The 21529-nt window shown below is 43.6% G+C and carries 16 protein-coding genes; 2 read left to right on the top strand and 14 right to left on the bottom strand.

Annotated elements, in window-relative coordinates:
- Positions 1 to 99: 99 nt before the first annotated feature.
- Genes J2736_RS04280 through J2736_RS04270 form a run of 3 tightly spaced genes read right to left on the bottom strand, consistent with a single transcriptional unit; the run spans position 100 to position 4153 of the window.
- A complete protein-coding gene (locus J2736_RS04280) occupies positions 100 to 1524 on the bottom strand; it encodes a ribonuclease H-like domain-containing protein (RefSeq protein WP_310223864.1) in 1425 nt (474 codons plus the stop codon).
- Positions 1521 to 3809, bottom strand: coding sequence for a DEAD/DEAH box helicase (locus J2736_RS04275; protein ID WP_310223863.1), 2289 nt, complete (start codon positions 3807 to 3809; stop codon positions 1521 to 1523). Before J2736_RS04275 ends, J2736_RS04280 begins: the two co-directional genes overlap by 4 nt.
- 59 nt (positions 3810 to 3868) lie before the next feature.
- Entirely contained in the window at positions 3869 to 4153 is a 285-nt protein-coding gene (locus tag J2736_RS04270) for a hypothetical protein (RefSeq protein ID WP_310223862.1), read from the bottom strand.
- A gap of 87 nt (positions 4154 to 4240) precedes the next feature.
- On the opposite strand from J2736_RS04270, the gene J2736_RS04265 reads away from it, so the two are divergent.
- Entirely contained in the window at positions 4241 to 4834 is a 594-nt protein-coding gene (locus J2736_RS04265; protein ID WP_310223861.1) for a nitroreductase family protein, read from the top strand.
- Positions 4835 to 4897: 63 nt separating this feature from the next.
- Here the strand turns inward: J2736_RS04265 and J2736_RS04260 are convergent, their stop codons facing one another.
- The 7 genes from J2736_RS04260 to J2736_RS04230 all read right to left on the bottom strand — a co-directional run bounded on the left by J2736_RS04260 (position 4898) and on the right by J2736_RS04230 (position 12403).
- Entirely contained in the window at positions 4898 to 5500 is a 603-nt protein-coding gene (locus J2736_RS04260) for a hypothetical protein (RefSeq protein ID WP_310223860.1), read from the bottom strand.
- On the bottom strand, positions 5484 to 7091 hold the full coding sequence (pilM, locus tag J2736_RS04255; RefSeq protein ID WP_310223859.1) for a pilus assembly protein PilM: 1608 nt from the start codon (positions 7089 to 7091) through the stop codon (positions 5484 to 5486). The genes J2736_RS04260 and pilM overlap by 17 nt, the downstream gene beginning before the upstream one ends.
- Positions 7092 to 7106: 15 nt before the next feature.
- Positions 7107 to 7865 carry a prepilin peptidase gene (locus J2736_RS04250; protein ID WP_310223858.1) on the bottom strand — a complete coding sequence of 253 codons (759 nt, stop codon included), beginning with the start codon at positions 7863 to 7865 and terminating at the stop codon, positions 7107 to 7109.
- Between the two features lie 81 nt (positions 7866 to 7946).
- Positions 7947 to 8435, bottom strand: coding sequence for a type II secretion system protein (locus J2736_RS04245; RefSeq protein WP_310223857.1), 489 nt, complete (start codon positions 8433 to 8435; stop codon positions 7947 to 7949).
- A gap of 22 nt (positions 8436 to 8457) precedes the next feature.
- Positions 8458 to 9666, bottom strand: coding sequence for a type II secretion system F family protein (locus J2736_RS04240; protein ID WP_310223856.1), 1209 nt, complete (start codon positions 9664 to 9666; stop codon positions 8458 to 8460).
- Positions 9666 to 10718 (bottom strand): type IV pilus twitching motility protein PilT, encoded by a 1053-nt coding sequence (locus tag J2736_RS04235; protein WP_310223855.1) that lies wholly within the window; start codon positions 10716 to 10718, stop codon positions 9666 to 9668. Before J2736_RS04235 ends, J2736_RS04240 begins: the two co-directional genes overlap by 1 nt.
- 20 nt (positions 10719 to 10738) lie before the next feature.
- Entirely contained in the window at positions 10739 to 12403 is a 1665-nt protein-coding gene (locus J2736_RS04230; RefSeq protein WP_310223853.1) for a GspE/PulE family protein, read from the bottom strand.
- Positions 12404 to 12719: 316 nt separating this feature from the next.
- Here J2736_RS04230 and J2736_RS04225 point away from each other — a divergent pair, with 316 nt between their 5' ends.
- The gene (locus tag J2736_RS04225) at positions 12720 to 17321 is read left to right on the top strand and encodes a DUF5057 domain-containing protein (protein ID WP_310223851.1); all 4602 of its coding nucleotides are present in this window, start codon (positions 12720 to 12722) and stop codon (positions 17319 to 17321) included.
- A 75-nt stretch (positions 17322 to 17396) separates the two neighbouring features.
- Here J2736_RS04225 and J2736_RS04220 read toward each other — a convergent pair whose 3' ends face one another.
- The 4 genes from J2736_RS04220 to J2736_RS04205 all read right to left on the bottom strand — a co-directional run bounded on the left by J2736_RS04220 (position 17397) and on the right by J2736_RS04205 (position 21518).
- Complete coding sequence (locus J2736_RS04220) at positions 17397 to 19241, bottom strand: hypothetical protein (RefSeq protein WP_310223849.1); 1845 nt, start codon at positions 19239 to 19241, stop codon at positions 17397 to 17399.
- Between the two features lie 11 nt (positions 19242 to 19252).
- A complete protein-coding gene (locus tag J2736_RS04215) occupies positions 19253 to 19789 on the bottom strand; it encodes a PilW family protein (protein WP_310223847.1) in 537 nt (178 codons plus the stop codon).
- A complete protein-coding gene (locus J2736_RS04210) occupies positions 19773 to 20333 on the bottom strand; it encodes a PulJ/GspJ family protein (RefSeq protein WP_310223845.1) in 561 nt (186 codons plus the stop codon). The genes J2736_RS04215 and J2736_RS04210 overlap by 17 nt, the downstream gene beginning before the upstream one ends.
- A 189-nt stretch (positions 20334 to 20522) precedes the next feature.
- Complete coding sequence (locus J2736_RS04205) at positions 20523 to 21518, bottom strand: metal-dependent hydrolase (protein ID WP_310223843.1); 996 nt, start codon at positions 21516 to 21518, stop codon at positions 20523 to 20525.
- Positions 21519 to 21529: the final 11 nt, after the last annotated feature.

Here is a 21529-nt window from a genome sequence, read left to right as displayed (position 1 = left end):
ACCCTCATATGAGCTGAAAACATACACAAGAGTTACGGAGATTAGAAAGCGTAATACCCTTTCGGGAATAGTAAAGTTCGTATCAAAGAGAAATGGTCATTATATTAACCCTTCACTCGCGTATGTCGGCTTCATCGTTTTTCTTCTCTTTCTTTTTGGCAACACATCGTCTATCGAAGAGAGGTCTCCTTGAGACTGAGAAATCCTCTCATTCTTGCGCATTTTATCTTGCAAACGGCCAAGCCGTTTCTCCCAAGCTTCCTCGATCTCATTAATCTTACGATCACCACGGTGCAATGCACGTCTTCGCCAAAGTCTCGCCCACGCTTCCTCTGCATAAAAAATGGCTTGAGACAAATTCTTCTCACGATGCTCAAAATACATCGCAAGCTCCAAATACGGTTCTAACTGCAAGGAAATGCTCGCAGGCTTAAGTAGGATCGCATGTTTCCACAGTATCGTTGCACGGTCGTATTGACCGCATTTCTTGTAGTAGCTTGCTAATTGAAGCAAAGCCGTTTCGCGTTCGATTGGCGGTGTCGTGGCAACATCTAACGTTAATCTATCATATAACTCGTCAAAATAACGCTTCGCTTTGGCAGGTCGTGTCATTTTCTCAAGCCATAGGCCCGTGCGGAAAAGCTCTTCTAGTTCGAGGGTGGGGTCGAGACTGGGATTAGATTCATGATCAGATTCAAAATCAAAATCAAGATCACTAAGTCCAGCATCTGGCCTCAGTAGTTTTCCAAAATGAATCGTCAAAGCAGCCAATGTCACAATATCATGCTCATTATGGATGAAAACACCCTCAAGCACGGATGGGTCCTTCTCAGCCAAGTATTGAAAATATAGCGTCGGTGCCGTTGATCCCGGTACATCATCCACGCGCTCAAACCCTAAGCGGCTCTCCTCCACCTTGCTGAGCCGACAGGAAGGCAGCGTGTTCCGCCATAGACTCCTTGACGGATATAGTAGATCGAGCTGTAGGAGCTCTGAATCGTCCAAGCTAAGACGATTCAAAACAAACCGATTCTTAAGTATAGGCCAATCGAACGTTCGGCCGTTATACGAAACGATATGCGTATATCGTTCTAAAAGTTCTTTCAAATACACCAGCATCGCATGTTCCTCTGCTGGGTTACGAATCATGAGCTGTTCCACCGTGAACAGCTCTCCCGTGTAGAAGCCGATGCCGACCATGAACGGCACATTGCCTGCACCGACGCCGAGTCCGGTAGTCTCGGTATCGAAGAAGAGCAGCTCTTCGAGCCGGACGACGGCGTCCCCGCCGTGAAAGCTGGACAGCTCAGGCGCAACATCGGCAAGCTCTCGCAGCCGATATTTGCCGTGCGCGCTGTCCGCGCCGTACACACGGCGCCGCATGATGAACGAGCCCGCTGGGCTCGTCGTGATATGGGCGCCGAGCTGCGCCCACTCGCCCCCTGCCTCCGGCGGGGGCGGCGGTGTTACCCCAGCGGCTGCTGGCCCCCGCAGCCGACCGAGCCTTTCGCGGAGTCCGCTCATCGGGCACCGCCTTCAAGCTCTGCGAGCAGCTCCAGCGCGAGCTTCTTGCCTAGCAGGCCGACCTCTTCGATCGGCCCGACACACGCTGGGCAGCCGCTGATGCAGCCGCAGTCCTGAATCAGGCTGCGCGCCTGATCCATCAGCTGTCCGTGGACCTCGTACAGCCGATCACTAAGGCCTACGCCGCCTGGATAGCGGTCGTAGAAAAACACCGTCGGCAGCTTGTTATGCACCGCCTTCACTTGTGGCACGACCCGAATATCCATCGGGTCGCACATCAAATACAGCGGCGCCAGATGCGACAGCACGTTGGCAATGCCAAGCAGCGCATGCTGCATGTCATTGGCCGATCGTCCCGCCGCCATCGCCTCGTCAAAGGTAAACCAATAGGAACTTGTATGCAGCTCCTCTTCTGGTAGTCTGATCGGCCCCGAGCCGATATTTTCATGCGTTCGCAAACGGATTTTCTTAAAAATCGTTGGCTGCGCATTCACCGTGACCTCACCTAATTGGCGAAGAAGTCCGCCTACACGTCCTTCTCTATTCACATGCAGCACCTTCAACTGAACCGCCATACTCGCATCCGTGAAGTAATCCACACTGACTTGTCGTACGAAGGCTTTCTTTTCTTCGTAATCCAACTTTTCCACTTGGAATTGTATGCCCTCATGAATGTAAATGGCTTCTTCGTGAATCAACGTTGGCGCGCTAAAACGATCACATTCCCCAATAACCCGATGTCCATTGGTCATATCGATAATAATGAAATTCTCTTGCGCCGCAGAGCGCAGCGAGATGTTATGCGCGGGGAAAGACTGCTCCATCCAATACCAACGGTCATTGACCTGATGAAGCACCTGTTCCTCGGTTAAATATTCAAGTACATCGGTGAGCGACTCCTCGCCGAACTTCTCATTCGCTTCAAAAGGCAGCTCATACGCTGCACACTTCACATGATCCACAAGTATGATCAAGTTGTCGGGATGAATCCGCGCCTGCTCCGGAGGGCGCTCGAAGAAATACCGCGGGTTCTGGATCAAATACTGATCCAGGGGGTTGCTGCTCGCGACGAGGATCGTCAGCGAGGTTTCCTGCCGTCGTCCGGCACGCCCGGACTGCTGCCAAGTGCTGGCTATCGTGCCAGGATAGCCATTAAGCACACACGCTTGAAGCTGGCCAATGTCGATGCCCAGCTCCAGCGCGTTCGTGCTCACGACGCCGCGGATCTCGCCGCTGCGTAAGCCTCTTTCGATCTCCCGGCGCAGCTTCGGGAGATACCCGCCGCGATAGCCGCGAATCGATTTGCTGCCCAGCTCGTGACTCACGAGCTCTTGCAGATAGGTCAGCAAAATCTCAACGCGCACGCGGCTTCGCGCAAAAACAATCGTCTGTATCCCGCTCCGCAGCAGCGTTCCCGCTAGCTTGCGTGTCTCCAAGACGGAGCTTTTACGAATCCCAAGTTGTTGATTAACGACTGGAGGATTATAAAAAACAAAGTGCTTCTCGCCAGCTGGCGCACCGTTATTATCAATCAACGCAACGGATTCACCGATTAGTCGCTCCGCATGCTCCTTCGGGTTATCAATCGTTGCGGATGCACAAATAAACTGTGGATTTGACCCGTAGAAACGGCAAATCCGTTTCAACCTGCGGATCACATTGGCCACGTGACTCCCAAAAACACCCCGATAGGAATGGACCTCATCGATGACAATATAATTCAAATTCTCAAATAACTTCACCCATTTGGTATGATGCGGGAGAATGGCAGAATGCAGCATGTCTGGATTCGTGACGACAATGTGCCCGGCATTTCGAATGGCTTGCCGAACCGTCGGCGGCGTATCGCCATCATACGTATGCGTTTTGATATCAACGTCCATAAATTCAATCATTTCCTGAAGTTCAGCAACTTGGTCTTGTGCTAATGCTTTCGTCGGAAATAAATAGAGCGCTCGCGAGGCATCGTTCTCCAAAATCTTCTGTAAGACTGGCAAGTTGTAACAAAGCGTCTTGCCAGAGGCTGTCGGCGTAACCGTTACAACATGATTCCCCGCGGTCACCTGACGAAAAGACTCCGCTTGATGCGTATATAATTGCCCAATGTTTTTATGTTGAAGTGCAGAACAAATACCCTCATGCAATCCTTCTGGAAAATTAGCCAGCTTCGGATCACGTGGGGGTATTGTGTGCCAATATGTCACTTGTGCCATGATTTCGGGCGTTTGGCGCAGCCCTGCAATCATCTCTATCATTGAAGAAACCTTACCTGTGAAAGGATTCATAAACCGAATCTCCTTACCCATTTCGTTTCTTCCATTTTACAGAATATACGTTCGTATGTCTACATTAAATCAGCTGAATCATCATAATCGTATCGAAAACCGTCAAGATCATCGCTTGTCATCTGAGCTGTAACTGATAATGCTTGATTTGCACTTTCTTGCATTTTAACCAATACTTCTTGATAGTCTCTAGTTCGGTGCTCTTCTCTATCATGCTTCATGGCAGTTCTTAAAGCTCTTTCAATGATAATGACATCATGACTTGTGAAATTCACGGCTTCTCGCACCTCTTCTTCGTCCATCATTTCATAACAATTAGCTTTGCCAAATTGCTCCAACCCCATACAAACCAACTAAAAATTAAGAAATTCGTAAACCGGCGTAGAATAAGGTAAAATTAGGATGAATTCGAAAATAAGGAGGAATTACTAATGTCCGCATCATTACCTGCAGAAATCGAAACACACCGCCAGCCGGAACACGAGATCAACCCACAATTCCTTGAAAGATGGTCGCCGCGCTCCTTCTCGGATCAAGAAGTAACGGAAGACGCTTTACTTAGCTTATTTGAAGCAGCTAGATGGGCACCATCAGGAAGTAATAATCAGCCATGGCGCTTCATTGTCGCTCGCACACCAGAGCAGCTAGCTAAATTCCACACATTTATTTCTCCATTTAATCTTGTTTGGTGCGAAAAAGCCCCCGTTCTTACGCTCATTTTCTCACATACCAAAACACCAAAAGGGACAGATAACCCTAGTCATGCGTTCGATGCTGGCACAGCTTGGGGTTACTTAGCGCTTGAGGCAAACAATCAAGGACTCGTCACGCATGCCATGGGTGGATTCGACGCCGACAAAGCACGTGAAACCCTTCAAATCCCAGCTGATTATCAACTTCATGCCGTTATTGCTATTGGACATCGCGGCCCTGTGGAAGCTCTCCCAGAGAACTTGCAAGAACGCGAAATTCCATCAGGAAGACGTGAAGTGAGTGAGTTTATTTACGCAGGACAATTTGAATAAATGGTAGCCGTTTACCAAAAAACAGGACATCACTTTATGTAAAGTGGCGTCCTGTTTTTTCATTTAATACGGTGATTCGATCTTGTCCACTTTCGATTTATAAGAAGGATCAAAATATGCTGTAAAACTTAGATTTACTGTGATTTTCTTATTTGCCTCTTTCGGTAGATTACCATAGTTTACAGCATCTACATTGATCAAACGCGGCAGAGATTGCAATTGTGTTAGCGCAGCCGAAACTTCTTTGAATGTGCCATTTAACGTTGTTGTTACTTTGATCTCACGAACATTCGGAAAGGCATTCTTTTTCGTCGCATCTGCTGGCTGCGCCGTTTTATCATTCATACTGTAAGCAATACTGCTAAAAGTAACATTTTGCTCTGTTCGGATCTTATTTAAATCGAGCGTTAACTGTTCTGTATTATCCCACAGAGGAAGTGCAGCCTGTACATCTTTCATCGATGGACCTGGGTTTGATTTTTGCTTTTCACTCACTTTTTGCGTGAGGAGTTGAATTTGCTTATCAAGGGCGCTAACCTCATTCGCTTGATTCTTCACTTTGGTTGAGGAAGGAATTTGCACAAAGTAATAGAACGCGAATAGCCCTAAGAAAAGCAACACAGCGACGAATAAAAGCAGGGTTTGCTGATTATTTTTGTTGGACATTCGTTGTCGCAGCCCCCTTCACTTCCGTCGTTGCAGCCTTATTCGCGGCATCCTTGGCCGCTTCCTTCTTCAGGGAAATAGTGTAATTTACCACATATTGCTTCGTTGGCAGTGAACTGGTACTCATGTCAGTGACAGCATCATGTGAGGAGCTATTATCCGCAGGGCCATTCAGCGTTGTTTTCCCATTCGTCGATTCTGTGATGGATTGTAGCAAAGCATTCTCACCAAAAGTAAGTTTGCGAAGATCATACAAATAGCGCGCTGAATCTTCCATTTTAGCAAAAAGTACGGTTAAGGAGATCTGTGAATCTGCCGAGTAGGCCATCGTAGTGATGCGCCCATCTACGGGTAATGGTTTCATCAAATCATTGGCTATGACGACGACATCTTTGCGAGAAGCCTTCATTGTTGTAATGAAATTAGCTGGGTCAGAAGAAAGTTCAGGTTTCACCAATAATTTGGCCTCTAGAATCGCTTTATTCTGATTTAATTGTTGAAGTTTGGATGTGTTTTGTGTGATCTCTTTGCTATTACCCCAATACGTATAACCACTAATACCCATGCAAGCTACCCATGCGATGACAAATATCCATAAGATAAACATCTTAATCTTGGTCTCTGCTTTTCGATGCGGCTGCAGATTAATGCATGCATTTCGCTTCGAGAACATCGCAACACCAGCAGTTACGCGAAACGCGTTGGCATTGAAATCTTTGGATCTACTTTTGGTGAAAATATCAAAATCCAGCGTCTCTACATGAAGTTCTGAAAGTCCCAGTTGCAATTCTCGATGCAGTTGAATTCTAGTTTCATTTGCCCCCGTTACGATAATATGTGAGATTCGGCTTGCGCCTTCTTGAATGCTGTATTGATAAAAGCTTAACATCCTTGAAATCTCGGCAATAATTTCGGCAACCTGATCGGAAGTCAATGCTTCTACATCATTCGTTTCATGATCTACAAATGTGATCGTTCGCATAAAAATGGGATTACCATTTTGCAGCATATACACTTCAAGTGCATTTTTATCCAGTGAAATGAGCATTGATTCTTGGACAAAATCATTCTGCTGCGCAGTAATCGCTCTGGCAAGTGCTGTTGCTGATATTTCTACGGCTCTAACATGAATGCCCGCATCTTCAAAAATGTTGACATAGCTCTGAATTAATTTCTTAGGCGCAGCAAATACCAGGATTTGTGTACTCTCATCGTCATGTCCAACTTTAATGAAGTCATAAACAGGATCCTCAAAAGGTAAACGAAGTGCCGTTTCTACCTCTAGCTCTACGAGTTGACTAAGTTCAGCAGCCTTTATACTCGGTATGCGCATTTTACGAATAATAATTTGCGAAGTTGGGATCGCAACGGTTGCAGAAGCACCCCGAAGTTTCTCTGTTTTAACCCATTGTTTAACTTGCAGACTGAGTGACTCTGAATTCATAATATGATCTTCAACAATGATGCCAGGTGGGATTGGCAAATAGCCGCTAGACCCGATCTCCCACGACTTTTTCTTCTTGATCGTTACATATCGGACACCTGTTTGATCAATTGTTATTCCGATTCGTTTATTACCTAGACCGAACATGCCCATCACATCCTGCTATCCGATTAAATTGAGGTACGCTTGTATGAGATCCGATCCATATCCATATGAAATAAGAATGCCCACTGCCAAATAGGGGCCAAATGGTACCGGTTGTTTTCTCTTGATGAGTTTTAACAGCAGCAGCAATCCACCGATCAGACTACCAATTAGACATGCCAAAACGAAAGCCACTAGGATATGAGTCAGCCCTACGACAAAGCCGCAAACCAACAGGAGCTTGGCATCTCCCATTCCCATTCCACCGCGCGTTAATAGGGAAATCAAGACGATAATCCCACAACCAATTACAGCTCCAAGCACATAACTCCACCAAGCCTGTCCATCTGGAACAGCAATTCTTACAACCACACATATAGGAAAGAAAAAAAGTAAAACCTGATTCGGTATTCGCATAACCGTTATATCCGAAATCGTAATAATAACTAATAAACTTACCAGTACTAATGCTACTAGCGCTTCCGCTGTCATTCCCACATGCACATACACCCAGAGGAACAATAACCCCGTAGCAAGCTCTCCAATTGGATATAAAATGGAAACCTTCGCCTGGCAGTACTGACATTTTCCACGGCTTAAAAGATAGCTGATCACCGGGATCAGATCCTTCGTTTTCAATTGCATCCCACAGGATGGGCACGCGGAAGGCGGCTTTACGATGGACTGCTTCGCAGGCACGCGTAAAGCAACTACGTTATAGAACGAACCTAGAACAAGACCTAGGATGAAAACATAAATCGCGATTAATATCGTCATGTGTTAGGGTCGCTTTCGTTAGATTTTAAAAAAGGAATCGGAATGGACCGATTCCTTTTTTATGTTTTAAGAAATATTATTTCATTCAGTTGTATAAATTGACCCTGTTGCATCTGGTACTGTTTCGCCTGTACTTGCAATTACACTTGCTCCAGCAAGTGTCCATGAAGCGGTAGCTGTACCAGTAACTGTTCCAGTACCTAATGTAATACTGTCGACATTCCCACTTTTATAAATTACTTTTCCGACTTGAATGATTTGTTTATTACTAGGTAGAGTAATAGCTTTTTCAAGATAGTTTTTTGCCATAAGTGTACCTCTAACAGTAATTGTCGTTCCAGTGGCTGATGATACATCAATATTTTCAGTTGTTACATACAATCTAGCAGCTTCGTACACCTGATGGAATGTAGCCACATCTGCATTCTTCTTCGATTTCTCAATTACCCCCAAAATATAAGGCACCGCAATCGCCGCAATAACCGCCAAAATAACGATAACTGCCAATAACTCAATCAAAGTAAAGCCCTTCTCTTCTTTTTTCAAACGATTCATCATTTTAATTAACATCGTCATTACCTCCATATTTTATCTAGCTTAAATTCGAATACATACTGAACATCGGCAGCATAATCGCTGCTACGATCCCGCCTACCAAGCCTGCCAAAACAACTAACAACAACGGCTCTAATAATGATTTCAAACGATCTACCGTATTCTCGACGTCCATTTCATAGAAATCAGCAATCTTCTCCAACATTTGATCCAAAGAGCCTGTCTCTTCTCCAATTGCAATCATCTGAGTGACCAGAGGTGGAAACACCCATGCTTGCTTGAGTGGTTCAGATAGTGGATTCCCTTGGCGCAACGACTCGGCTGATTTGCGAATAAAACCACCAATCACCTTGTTGTCTACCACCTCTTCAACGATAGCTAACGACTGTAGCACAGGGACAGCACTCGCATACAGCGAAGCTAATGTTCGGGTCATTACCGCTACAGACCCTTTCTGCTTCAACTTTCCAAAAACCGGAACCTTCAGCTTCAAGTAATCTATCGCATAAGCCCCTTTAACATTCCGCTTTGCAATCTGGTAAACAACAATAAGAGCGATAACTGCGAATAACCACATCAGCCACTGGTTCTGAATGCTGTTACTCAATGACAACACAATTCGTGTAATCAGTGGCAACTCAGCTTGCAAGGACTCGAACGTACTCACAAACTGTGGCACGACTGACTTCAAGAGATAGATAACGGCAACAATGGATAAACCGCCGACTGTAGCTGGATACGTCATCGCTGATTTAATTTTCTCTCGTGTTACGTGCTCTTTCTCGAAGAATTTGGCTAAACGATCTAGCGTCCCATCCAAATCCCCTGTCTCCTCACCTGCTCGCACCATGTTGATAAACATGGAAGGGAAAATCCTTTTGTGCTCCGAAATCGATTGGGAGAATGCAACTCCCTTCGATATACTTGAAGCCACATCAATTAAAGCCTTTTTTAGTGCTTTACTTTCGGTTTGAGCCGCCAAAATACTCGTAGCCTCAACGATATTCACTCCCGCTCGGATCAACGTGGCAAATTGGCGGCAATAGACGATAAAATGAATCGTTTTGACGGGATTTCCGATATAAATCTCCGTCTTTAATGCTTTAAATTGCTCTTCTTTTACGGAGAGAACTATGTAGCCTTTTTTACGAAGCTCATCCACGGCTGCGGGCTTATCAGAAGCCGTAATTTTACCTTTATGCTGCTTACCGCTATGACCTCTTACTTCGTACACATACTCGGACATTACAAGACACCACCTTCAGCAAGATACGCTCTTGCTGCGATCGGATCTATAAGCCCTTGCTGCATTTGTTCTTTAATTGCCATCTCTAACGTATGCATACCTTGATTTTTACCCGTTTGCATGACACTCTTAATCTGATGAATTTTCTCCGAACGAATCAAGTTACCTACAGCAGGCGTATTAATCATAATTTCCGTAGCACAAGAACGCCCCTGACCACCTGGCTTTGGAAACAGTCGTTGCGAAATGACGGCAACGAGAACAGCAGCTAACTGAACGCGGATTTGTCCTTGCTGATGAGCTGGGAACGCATCAATAATACGGTCAATGGTTTGTGGGGCATCCGAGGTATGTAAGGTTGCAAAAACCAAATGCCCTGTCTCAGCTGCTGTAACCGCTGGGGCAATGGTTTCGAGATCTCGCATCTCCCCTACCAAAATGACATCTGGATCTTGACGCAGTGCAGCTCGCAAGCCATTCGAAAATGATTGGGTATCACTCCCGACTTCCCTTTGATCAATGATTGATGAGGCGTGCGTATGAAGAAACTCGATAGGATCTTCGAGCGTAACAATGTGCTTTTTCTCTTTACGATTGATGTAATTAATCATGGCCGCTAACGTTGAAGATTTCCCGCTTCCTGTGGGTCCTGTTACGAGCACCAAGCCTTGTGGTTTTAAAGCCAATGTAGAAATAATGGAAGGCAGCTGCAGCTGTTCAAGAGATGGTATCGCAGTGGGAATCGTACGAATCGCGACACTTACTCGTCCTCTTTGGCGATAGGCATTGATCCGAAATCTCGAACAACCTTCTAATTCGTAAGAAAAGTCAATCTCACCCGCTTCTTGAAATCGTTCAATTTGTGCAGCACTCAATAACGACTCTGCCATCGACCGCGTCTCATCTGCTGTTAAAGCCGTTTGTCCGAGCAGTTGTAATGTGCCATGCACACGTAATACAGGGGGAGACCCAACGGATAAATGCAAGTCCGATGATTTTGACTCATGAGCCTGCTTCAGTAAATCCAACATAGGTATTAACGAATTAGACATGAAGACCACCTCCCTTCTCTTTAATAAGCGACAGTCTCACGAATAACTTCTTGCAAAGTTGTGATTCCGATTTTCACTTTCTCTATGCCATCATCCATCAATTGAATCAAGCCATGTTCTTGAGCTATTGCTCTCATTTCCTGAACTGTTGCTTTATTACTAATTAATTGACGGAGTTCTTCGTTGATCACGAGAATTTCATGAATGGCGAATCTGCCTCGATAGCCTGTTCGGTTACAGTTGCCGCAACCAGTACCTTTGTGCAATTTTTCTGCATAGATCCCTTTATTTTTCATAAAAATAGCTTCTTGTTCCGTTGGTACATAAGCTACTTTGCACTCTGAGCAAATTCTTCGAACTAAACGCTGCGCGACAACTCCAATCAAGGAGGAAGCAATTAAATACGGTTCAATTCCCATATCTCTGAAACGTGTAATCGTACTTACGGAATCATTCGTATGTAGGGTGGATAGTACCAAATGACCTGTCAATGAAGCTCGAATGGCGATTTCTGCTGTGTCTGAATCACGTATCTCTCCAACCATCACAATATTCGGATCTTGCCGAAGGATCGAACGCAGCCCTGCTGCGAAGCTTAAACCAATGGTCGGATTCACATGCACCTGGTTAATGCCTTGCAATTGATATTCGACCGGATCTTCAATCGTAATAATGTTGGCATTTTCTCGATTCAAGTGGCTAAGCGCAGAATACAGCGTTGTCGTCTTTCCACTTCCGGTTGGGCCCGTAATTAGCAAGATACCGTAGGGTTGCTCAATCATCTCTCTGAAAACACCCATGTTACGCTCACCAAAGCCAAGCTGGTCAATCGGTTTAACACCTGTGGACAGATCTAGTAATCGCAGTACAATTTTCTCACCGTGAATGGTTGGTAATGAGGAAACACGAATATCTACATGTTTAAAATCCACTTGCATTTTAATGCGACCATCCTGAGGTAATCTTCGTTCGGCGATGTTCAGCTTGGCCATAATCTTCAACCTTGCGGTAATAAAGCCTTGCATTTGCTTAGGAATAACCCGTTCCGTTCGTAGGTGTCCATCCACCCGATATCGGATCATAAGGCTTGTCTCACCTGGATCCACATGAATATCAGATACTTTCAGTTGCACGGCTTGCTGAATCATCTGATTCACGAGCCTAACGATAGGAGAATCCTCATCGGTGATTTCCGTTTCTTTGATATCTTCCGTTGAGGGCATATCCGTCAACATTTGACTCATCGAATCTTGGAGACCATAATGTCGCGCAATTGCTCGCTGCAACTCATCTCTGCTCGTGATTGCCGGTTCAATGCGATAGCCTGTACTCATCCGCATTTCTTCAATTGCAAAATAATCAAGCGGGTCAGCCATCGCGACCATAAGCTTTCCACCATCTTTAGTTAGTGGAATTGCTTGGTAACGCCTAGCCATGCTTTCTGGAATGATTTTTGTAATCTCAGGGTCAATCTGATATTTGAACAAGCTCACATGTGGGATACCAAGTTGAAATTCAAGAACTTCAATTAATTGTTGCTCGGTGATATAGCCTTGCGTGATCAGCAAGTCACCTAGTTTTTGTTTCGTTTTCCGCTGTTCTTGAAGTGCTTCTTGGAGTTGAGCCTCCGAAATAATTCCACTATCGACTAGCAAATCACCTAATCTTTTTCTAAGTAGTGCCATACCCATTCAGCTCCATCCCTGGTTAACGAGGTAAATAGAGTTGTCATTTACCCAAACAAAATAGGTCTATGTACCTATAATTCGATTGCAAGACTCATTATACAACATCGAAGTCACATAGTGAATATGTTTTTCAGTGTTTTCCTGAAATTTTTCCCGAAAATCGACAAATAAATAGGTAATTAAACTCATAAAACAAATAAATTTACAAAATAATTCGATATTACGTGCACAAACTGTATATTTTTCATTGTCAAAAGTAGTAAAATAGTCTCATATAGTTCTACTCTCATTAAATTAAAGAGGAGATGATCGATTGAGGACCATACATAAGAGAATAAGTCTCATACTAATTGCTGCTTTACTCGCTTCGATGTTCAGTTTGTATCAAGGGCCGTTCACACATGAAGCAGTTGCGGCTACGGGAGATTCGGTTACGGTTGCTTTTCAAGCTTCTAATAACAAGTTTGTTTCGGTGGATACGAGTGATACCTCTAAACTTAAGGGCAGTCAAACTAATCCTTGGTTTAGTGAATTATTCGATGTCATCGAACAAGGAGATGGAAAAGTTAAACTGAAATCAAGAACGAATGCTATGTATGTTAGAGTTATTACCCTTGACAACAACAGTACGAAAGTTCTTTCAGCCAATGCGTCGTCTCCATCTGATGCAGAACTATTTACGATGACGAATTACGATAATTCTTTCACCTCATTTAAATCAACTACAACAAATAAATTCGTCAGATACGAAGCAAATAGTTCCTATTTAATACCTGACCTAGAAACTGTGAATGATAGTGCCAAGTTCAAAGTAACTTATTTTGATCTCACGAAGCCGTTAAAGGTTCTTGAAATCAAAGATTTGGATAAACCTGCTAGCGGAGACGCAAATACAGTTATTTCCGATCTCTCTTCGGTCCTGGGCACGAACGCCAGCTTTCAGCTTGAAACGATGAGTATTAAAAAATTTGTTGCCCTTCGTGATGAGCTGGATGGGAAATATGATGCCATTTATTTTGGGAAGAGTTTGTTCAATCCCACTTCCGAAAAAGGCAATAATCATAATACGCGCTACGAAGAAAATGACATTACCACACTAAAGGCGACTGAAGTCACCGAGAAATACATCAATAAGGGGCTCCCCGTTATCGTTTTCAGTGATTCCTCAAGTGATTCCAAACAAAATCGAGGAGCCCTTTATCAAGGCTATTTGGATGCGAATGGCAATTGGACAAGCAATCGTGGAAAGTTGTATACCTTATTTAATCCGTATAATACAACAACACCAAAAAGCAACGTTATTTTCGTTAACAGATCCGATTTAGCGTCAATCAGTGCCTTTATGACCAAAACGAACCTGCTCGTGAACGCAAATGTTAGACCTCAGCTCAATGTAATAACCAAGCCTACGGACTATACGGTAAGCACGAATAGAGAAGCAACATATAAAGCAGGCGACACTTTAACATACACGTTTGATGTATCCAATGTACGTAATCTTGCGCAACGCAATCTCGTCGCGAATCTGTATTTGGGCACGGACAGTGTATTAAGATTCAGTGCAACGAACATTGTTCAAACTGTTCCTGTCACTGCTTTAACAAACAACACGATTAGTTTTACACTTCCTAAAGGTTATTCAGGCTTGTACTACTGGCGACTAGAACTTGTAGACCAGACTAGCACAGGAAAGTTAAAAGATACGGCCTCTGGCGTATTCCGTTACAAGGACCAAAAACCAACAATTAATGTGTTACAAGTATTACCGAACTCACAATCTTCAGCGTTAACAAGTAGTTTACTCAAAAATACCAACATGAACCAAACTTACTTACACGCAAGTGATTATGATATTAATCTAACCGTAACTGATTTCAGCACATTCAACTCAACGATTCACAGTACACTAAATAGTAAATACGATATGGTCATATTTGGTTTCAATGATTCCTATAATCAAACGGGCGATATCTCTACCAAAGCTGCTGAGGCAGTTAATTCCTTCATTGCTACAAAGCAAGGGGTCATGTTCACGCATGATACGGTTTATCAGGGGAATCAGACATGGATTAACTATTTCCAAGCAGCAACAGGTCAAATTGGGCCGATGACGAACATGGGGCTCAATGCACCTCATACGTCTACGACCACGGTCAAAGTAAATGAGGGTCTTCTTACACAGTTCCCTTTCTTTATTAGCGATTTGCCGACCGCGGTCGCCACCACACATGATCAATATTTCCGACTTAACTTGGACGATCCAACAGTCATTCCTTGGTACAACATTAAAGGCGACGCCCGCGATATCGAAGACAGCTGGAATCATTACTACACCTATTCCAAAGGTAACGTAACCTACTCAGGAACAGGACATAACTTTGTAAATACAACGACAAATAGCACCTTCCCCGATTGGGAACAGAAGCTGTTCGTCAACACTATGTACCGTGCATTTATCGGCTCTAACCATAAGCCAACTTTGGACATCTTATCACCAGCCGCTTTTAATGCGACGTCTAAAAACTACATCTCAGCGAATAGCGATATTTCCGTCAGCTTCAAGCCAGATGATTTGGACTTAGATGATAAGACGGTCACATCTACCGTAACGTTTACTTACCAAAATGCGAATGGCACAACGCAAGTCTACACTGTTCTCTCCAATTTAGAAAAACCTAAAGGAGAAACAGTCACAAGGACTTTTACAAATCCATTAGCTACTCGAGGGGGAGACCTAACAATTACGGTTTCTACCGTGGATCCAAGTGGTGCAAAAGAAACGAAAAGTGTGTTAGTCAAGGTTATTACCTCAACAGGATTGAATCCGACTCGTACCCTGTCTAGTGCCCGTGTTGAGAAAAACACGCCAGTAACGATACAGTATGCGATTACACCGATTGCAATGGATTACAATGATGCCATTAATGTAGACGATCTCACGATTAAGAACATCCATTTCAAAGAAAAGCTACCAGCAAATTTAGAAATTATAGACATTCCCGCTGGATTCTCCAAAACAGGCACTGTAGCAGCAGGATATACGATTGAAGGAGACTTATCAGACATCCCTTATCATCAAGTCGGCAACAGATTTATTGGGAACAATAGTTTCTTCTCCATTCATGTAAAACCTTTATACAATGGTGATTATTCTTTAACCAATGCCACTTTGAGCTTCAAGGATTACAGCACGGCAACTGCTCAATCTATTCTTTTTACAGACCGATTACTGACGGCTTTCACGAAATTAACTAGTCTAGCATTAGATAGCGTAACGATCGCAAAGGACGACAAATCAAAGTTAATTCCAAAATATCAACCTGATGACGCCACATTTGTTAGAGATACGGATTTCACATGGTCATCAGATGCACCATCTATCGTAAGTGTCGATGATACTGGCGTCGTGTTAGGTAAACAAGCCGGTGTTGCCAATGTCACAGCGACTTCGAAGGATGGAAGTGGATTGAGTGCCACAGCCCAAGTAACCGTCATTATACCAGGCTTAAATATTACTGGTCCTTCTGTTGTGAATGTCGATCAACCCATTGAATTAAAATCGGTATTTGTCACCGCAAATGAACGCATCAATACAATTTACTGGAGTTCATCGAATGACTCCATTGCCAAATTCAGTGAGAGTACGAATACCCTGACTAATGGTGTGCTTTGGGGGAAATCACCTGGACAAGTCGTTGTCCATCTCACGATAACAACAGATAAAGGAAAGACTTATAATCAAACGTATGGCGTAACCGTCTTAGCTCCACTCACATCCTTAGACCTTAATGGCGGGACGAGTTATGAGGTTGGTGACTTATCCACCTTACATGCTTACTATCAGCCTGGATATGCAACAAATCCATCCTTGGAGTGGCATTCATCGAATTCAAATGTGATTGAAATTTTGCAAACAAGCACGAATGCAAGCTCAAATGAAGGGCTCGCAACCATCAAAGCTAAGGCAGCTGGAGAAGCAACGATTACCGTAAGCTCTCGCGATGGAAGTAATCTATCCGACCAACTCACGATCACAGTGATTAATCCAGCAATTACGATTAATACCCCTGTACAAATCAACGTAGCGGATACGCCTGTAACGTTAAAGGTATCCACAAATTTCATTCATCAGGTTCCCATAAAGAGCAGTTGGAAATTAGATGATGTTAATCAGTCTATTGTTGTGTTTACAGGAAACGACATTCTTACAAGATCCATAACCGGCGCTAAAGTAGGTACCGTAACAGGGACAGTGACGATCGAAACCAATGAGGGTAAGGAGTACTCGGCGAACTTTCGAGTCACTGTGGAGAACCCCGTTAAATCCGTATCCATTAAACGCCAAGTCAATGGTGAACCCGACGAGACTGATAACTCAAACAGCACAATTTCCGTGGACAAAGGCTCATCTGTCAATCTTACTGCCCTGATTCAGCGTCCAGATGCTGTTCACACCGGCTTTAAATGGTTCGTCATCAAAGAAGCTGGTTCCATTGGCTCCGCCACATTAAATACAGACAGCGCCCAGAACGTTACTCTTACGGGTGAAACGAAAGGAACCATCAAAGTAAGAGTCCTCGTTGGCGGTAAAGAAGATATTAGAAACGTGACAATCGAACAAGAATTAACCAGCATCAAATTACCTGACGGGCCGATACGTTTAGTCCTTAATACGGATAAAAACACTTTCGACATCTGGTCTCAGACCGTCGTTACGCCAACGAAATGGCGCGATGAGCTCAAAGGTCGATTAGAATGGATCATCGATGACCCCACAATCGTTTCGTTGAGCAACGGTGTTGTTACGGGGACTAAAGCAGGTACAACGACTGTTACCCTTAGATATATCGATGACAACCAGGTATTCGGTACGGTTCGTGTTATTGTTCAAAAGCAGTTTGATAATCGGTATTAATTCCGATTTCGCCAGACAGAAAAGGCTATACCGAGAAATTCTCGGTATAGCCTTTTTTATCATCATTGATTAGATCTAGTGTGTTTGAACCTTCTTGCTCGTTTTTAGGTTTATTCCTCTTACTCGCGGAAGACCCACATTTTGGTTCGTGAAAATATCCTTATTATATTCAATAACAAAGCGTGAAAGCTTTTCATTTAAATTGGATTGACCTGTGGCAAAATCAATGTATGATAGTCCATCCGAGCCAACCAATTCATGCGTGTTCCCTCTTAGAGCATTGATCGTTAAATCTCCCCGCGCAAAGAATCCCCCTTTAATCCAAAAAACAGAACCCACCCCATACAACTCGGCACCATCCTCTGTATAAAAAAAGGCGTCCAACCTATCGAGTTGCTTATTCGTTAAATCATACCCCGTTGCAGGGAGATCTTTAAATGAATTCACGCGTGTAATTAATATTTTCCCTTTGGACATTAGCAGTAGCTCTTTATCATCAAGACCTCTGATACTCGAATCACTAATCTCAACACCAGTCGATGATTTCGATGCTACGACGCTTGCTTTACTATTCGAGGTAGTAGCTTGATAGTTACTAAGTGAAAAAATAGTAGCGTCAATATCCGTGTTCCCATTCATGTTCACATTCCCAGTAACCAGGATATTTCCTCTTATTTGAATTGGCGATAAGTTGGTTGAAGGCTCAATATTTAAGTCACCATCAATAATAAACCAATTGCTATTACAATAAGTTTCTAGGCAAGGAGAAGAATTGGATAAACGACCTGTTCGGCTCCCTTTGGCATTATTGGTGTATAATAGTTGCGAGAAGCTCCCGCCTACGCCCATATTAAAATTACCTTTGTAGAGCACAGTGATGCCGCCAAGCTCGGAGTCATTTATCGTATTGATAAAGGTTTGGAGTTTACTAGCATATTCATTGGCATCCTCCTCGCTCGCATTAAGCGGCAAACTCGGCAGCTTCTGTGATTCAGGTAAACTATCGTCAATGTACGATATTAAAGTAGGGATACTCGCATAATACTTGTTTTTAACAAGCGTTCGGATAGCACCATCTCCATGTAAGGCTTCCGTTACCTTATCAATAAATGATTCATCCATATTTAACTGAACAAAGCTTTCCTGCGACTTAAATTGGACATTGTCTTTCTCCGTGCTCAGTACAACAGGAATTGTCGTTACACCCGAGTCCGATGTGCTGCTAATAGGTACATAATTATTATTCGTGCAATTAATCGCGCCATTTTTGCCATCACAGTACGTAAATTTGTCAAAGGATTGTACAAAGGCTCTCCCATCTAAAAAAGGAAACCTTGCAGGTTCACTTTTTTCATTGGGGTCATTGTAAAGGTAGTTAGCTTCATTTTTTATTTTCAATTTATCGCCTGCATATAAATCACCATTCAGAAAATACGGTGAACCATTAATGATGAGATTCCCTTCCGATCCTGCCGCATAATTCAGCATATCTGGATAGGTATTAATCGTAATTTGCTGTTCAAGCTTCCTCCTCACGCCATCAACGATAGCTGTAGCTTCTACGGTAACGATAGGTGGGTTAGAGTTACTGACACTCGCATTAATCACAGGATCCTCTTCAAATTCAGTCCCTCTACTAACAATATTACCTTTAATCGTTGGCAGGATTTCCTCAATTTGAGAAGTTATTGAATTTACGCTAACATCCTCACCATCTAAATTAGCTTTAAGAATCGCCACCGCTTCATTTAATGCTTTTTCAGCTAGATGTAGACTTTGCACATCTCTTTGCTTTGTTTCCGTTCTTACAGCCCCTCCTAAACTTGCACTAAGAACAGCCATGCCCAGCATTGTGAATACAATAATCATAAAAAGAACGATTAACAGCGCTGCTCCTTGTTCATCTTCCCATCGGTTCACGAGTTCACCTCCTAGAATCCAAATCGACTCTCCGTCGTAATTTGATGTAGTTGTTGCTTCTGGTCACTCTGTTGAAGTACAAGAACAATTTTGATTAGTCCATCCGTACACGAGGTAGCGGTACCACAATCCAATTCAATTTTGGAACCCGTTAACAAGCGTGACTTCAGATCTGAAATAGCCCCAATACCCTCTGCATCCGTATCATTTTTGATAAAGAGTGTCCCATTTTTTATATTAATTTGTTTATTAGGCACGGTTCCAGTAACGAATGCCCCCTTACGTTCTAACGTTAAGCCATTTTCATTCACAAGACTTCGAACTGAAGTAGGACCATATGTGTATAACTCTGACATGATCGTCGACATCAGGATGTCGGCCTCGTCACGCAAGGAATTCTCAACTGTCACCTTGTTGTACGCTGTAAACCCAAAAGTGATCACACCATAAATAGATCCCATGACCAGAGACAGTATCGTTAAAGTAGCAATAAGCTCAACCAAGGTCAGGCCCTGCTCATTTTTGATAAAGCTAGCGAATTTGCTCATTGATGACATACCCCTCTACGAAAGTTTGATTTCTCATATTGGGATTTGACGCTGATTTAACATTCACGCGAATCGGGATCAAATATTGATTCACGTTCCCATTTACTGCACTTTTTTGTAAATTTTCCTGATCAACATCCTTCTGATAAGTAATGGTAATTTCATAGTCACGTCCATTAATATTCGGTGACAAAATGTTCTGTATGCCAGAGAAGTTAATTAGATAGTCTCTCTTACTACTTTGCGAGCAATGTAACGTACCGTCGTATGAGCAACCCGCAAACGTAATAACCGGATTCCCGTCTTCCACTTCGTCCACATTTGCAAAATAGTTCTTCACATCATTAAAGCGCTGCTTCTCCATATAAAATAAAGCATTACGCGCCAAATTAACCATCACCATTTTATTCTGATTTCCTTTGTTATACGACATGGCGTTGATGAAAAAAGTCATCATGGCTAATGAAGCCACCGATAGAATGACCGTTGCAGCTAACACTTCAATAAGTGTGAAACCCTCATCTCGCTCTTTTCGTTTACTCATCTCTATCGGACTCCCATTTATTATTTCATCAAATACCCGCAACTATATACCTAGGACTATTGTACCATATTTTCAACAAAAACTGCCATGCCTCCTCCTTATAAAATGACAATTTGGTCACACTTCGTATGCTCAACCAATAATAAAGAGCCTCACTCCACGATGGAGTGAGACTCTTCACAACCTATTTTACACGTAAGGGGGATCCCATGCCTTTTTGTCCATCCCGATTCGATCACTCACTACGTTCATATTGCCATCCAGCTGCACGTCCACACCGAAAGAAAATTTTCGTTTGTACCAGAACCGCATATCTCGCCATTGCACTTCGTAACCGTCATTCTTCACGTTCCAACATACATAAATATTCTGAGCATAGTGCAGAAAAGATCGTACCCCTTCAGTACCCATCGTTGCTTTCACAATGGGATGTGAGCCCTCCGAATTGTAATTCTTGCGGCTGTACTGCTCAAGGACAACTACCTTCCCAGAACGAATTTCTCCCAGATAAAAACTAGTCTCACTTTCATAAATAAACTGCCAGTAAAACCAGCTTAAACTAGGCACAAGACGACAAACACCTGTAGTTAGCTTTATCTCCTTCTCAACAAGCTTCATCAAGGCATTCCGCTGAGAGGCTTGTGTGCCAATATACAATAGTGTAGCCGCAAAAATTAGTGCATACATTTCACCAATGTGACTGCCCGCTTCGCCTCGCCAAACGACAAACCATAATATCGCGCCTGCCCCGTGAAGTACAAATAGGAAAGGATCGTAGAGACAGAGTGTATCCAGATGAATCCATTTTTTCGTAAAAGGCCGCAAGCATTGCACACCATAGACATTCAACGCATCTAGACCAACATGACAGACGACAGCTAAAAACGTCCACAGGAATAAGCTAAAATAATGCTCCCACACACCAAACACCGCGGCGAGCGGTAAACTAATCAATAGCGGCCATAGGAATAACGCTGGCAATGAATGTGTCACACCTCGGTGGATGCGAACATAGCTTCCATATCCTCGCAAGCGGGCTACCGTATCCAAATCCGGCGCATAAGACCCTATCAATGTCCCCGCTAATATTGCCTGAACTACCGTTGGCTCTTGAACAACGCCTGGTGCCAAACAGGCCAATCCTGAAAGACTGACCCCAAACAATAAGTGGCTAGCTGAATCCATATTGAACCCCT

The sequence above is a fragment of the Paenibacillus qinlingensis genome, from assembly GCF_031455095.1.
Taxonomy (GTDB): Bacteria; Bacillota; Bacilli; order Paenibacillales; family NBRC-103111; genus Paenibacillus_E; species Paenibacillus_E qinlingensis_A.
Note: the sequence above shows the minus strand (reverse complement) of the source record. Positions and strands in the feature narration are given on the sequence as shown.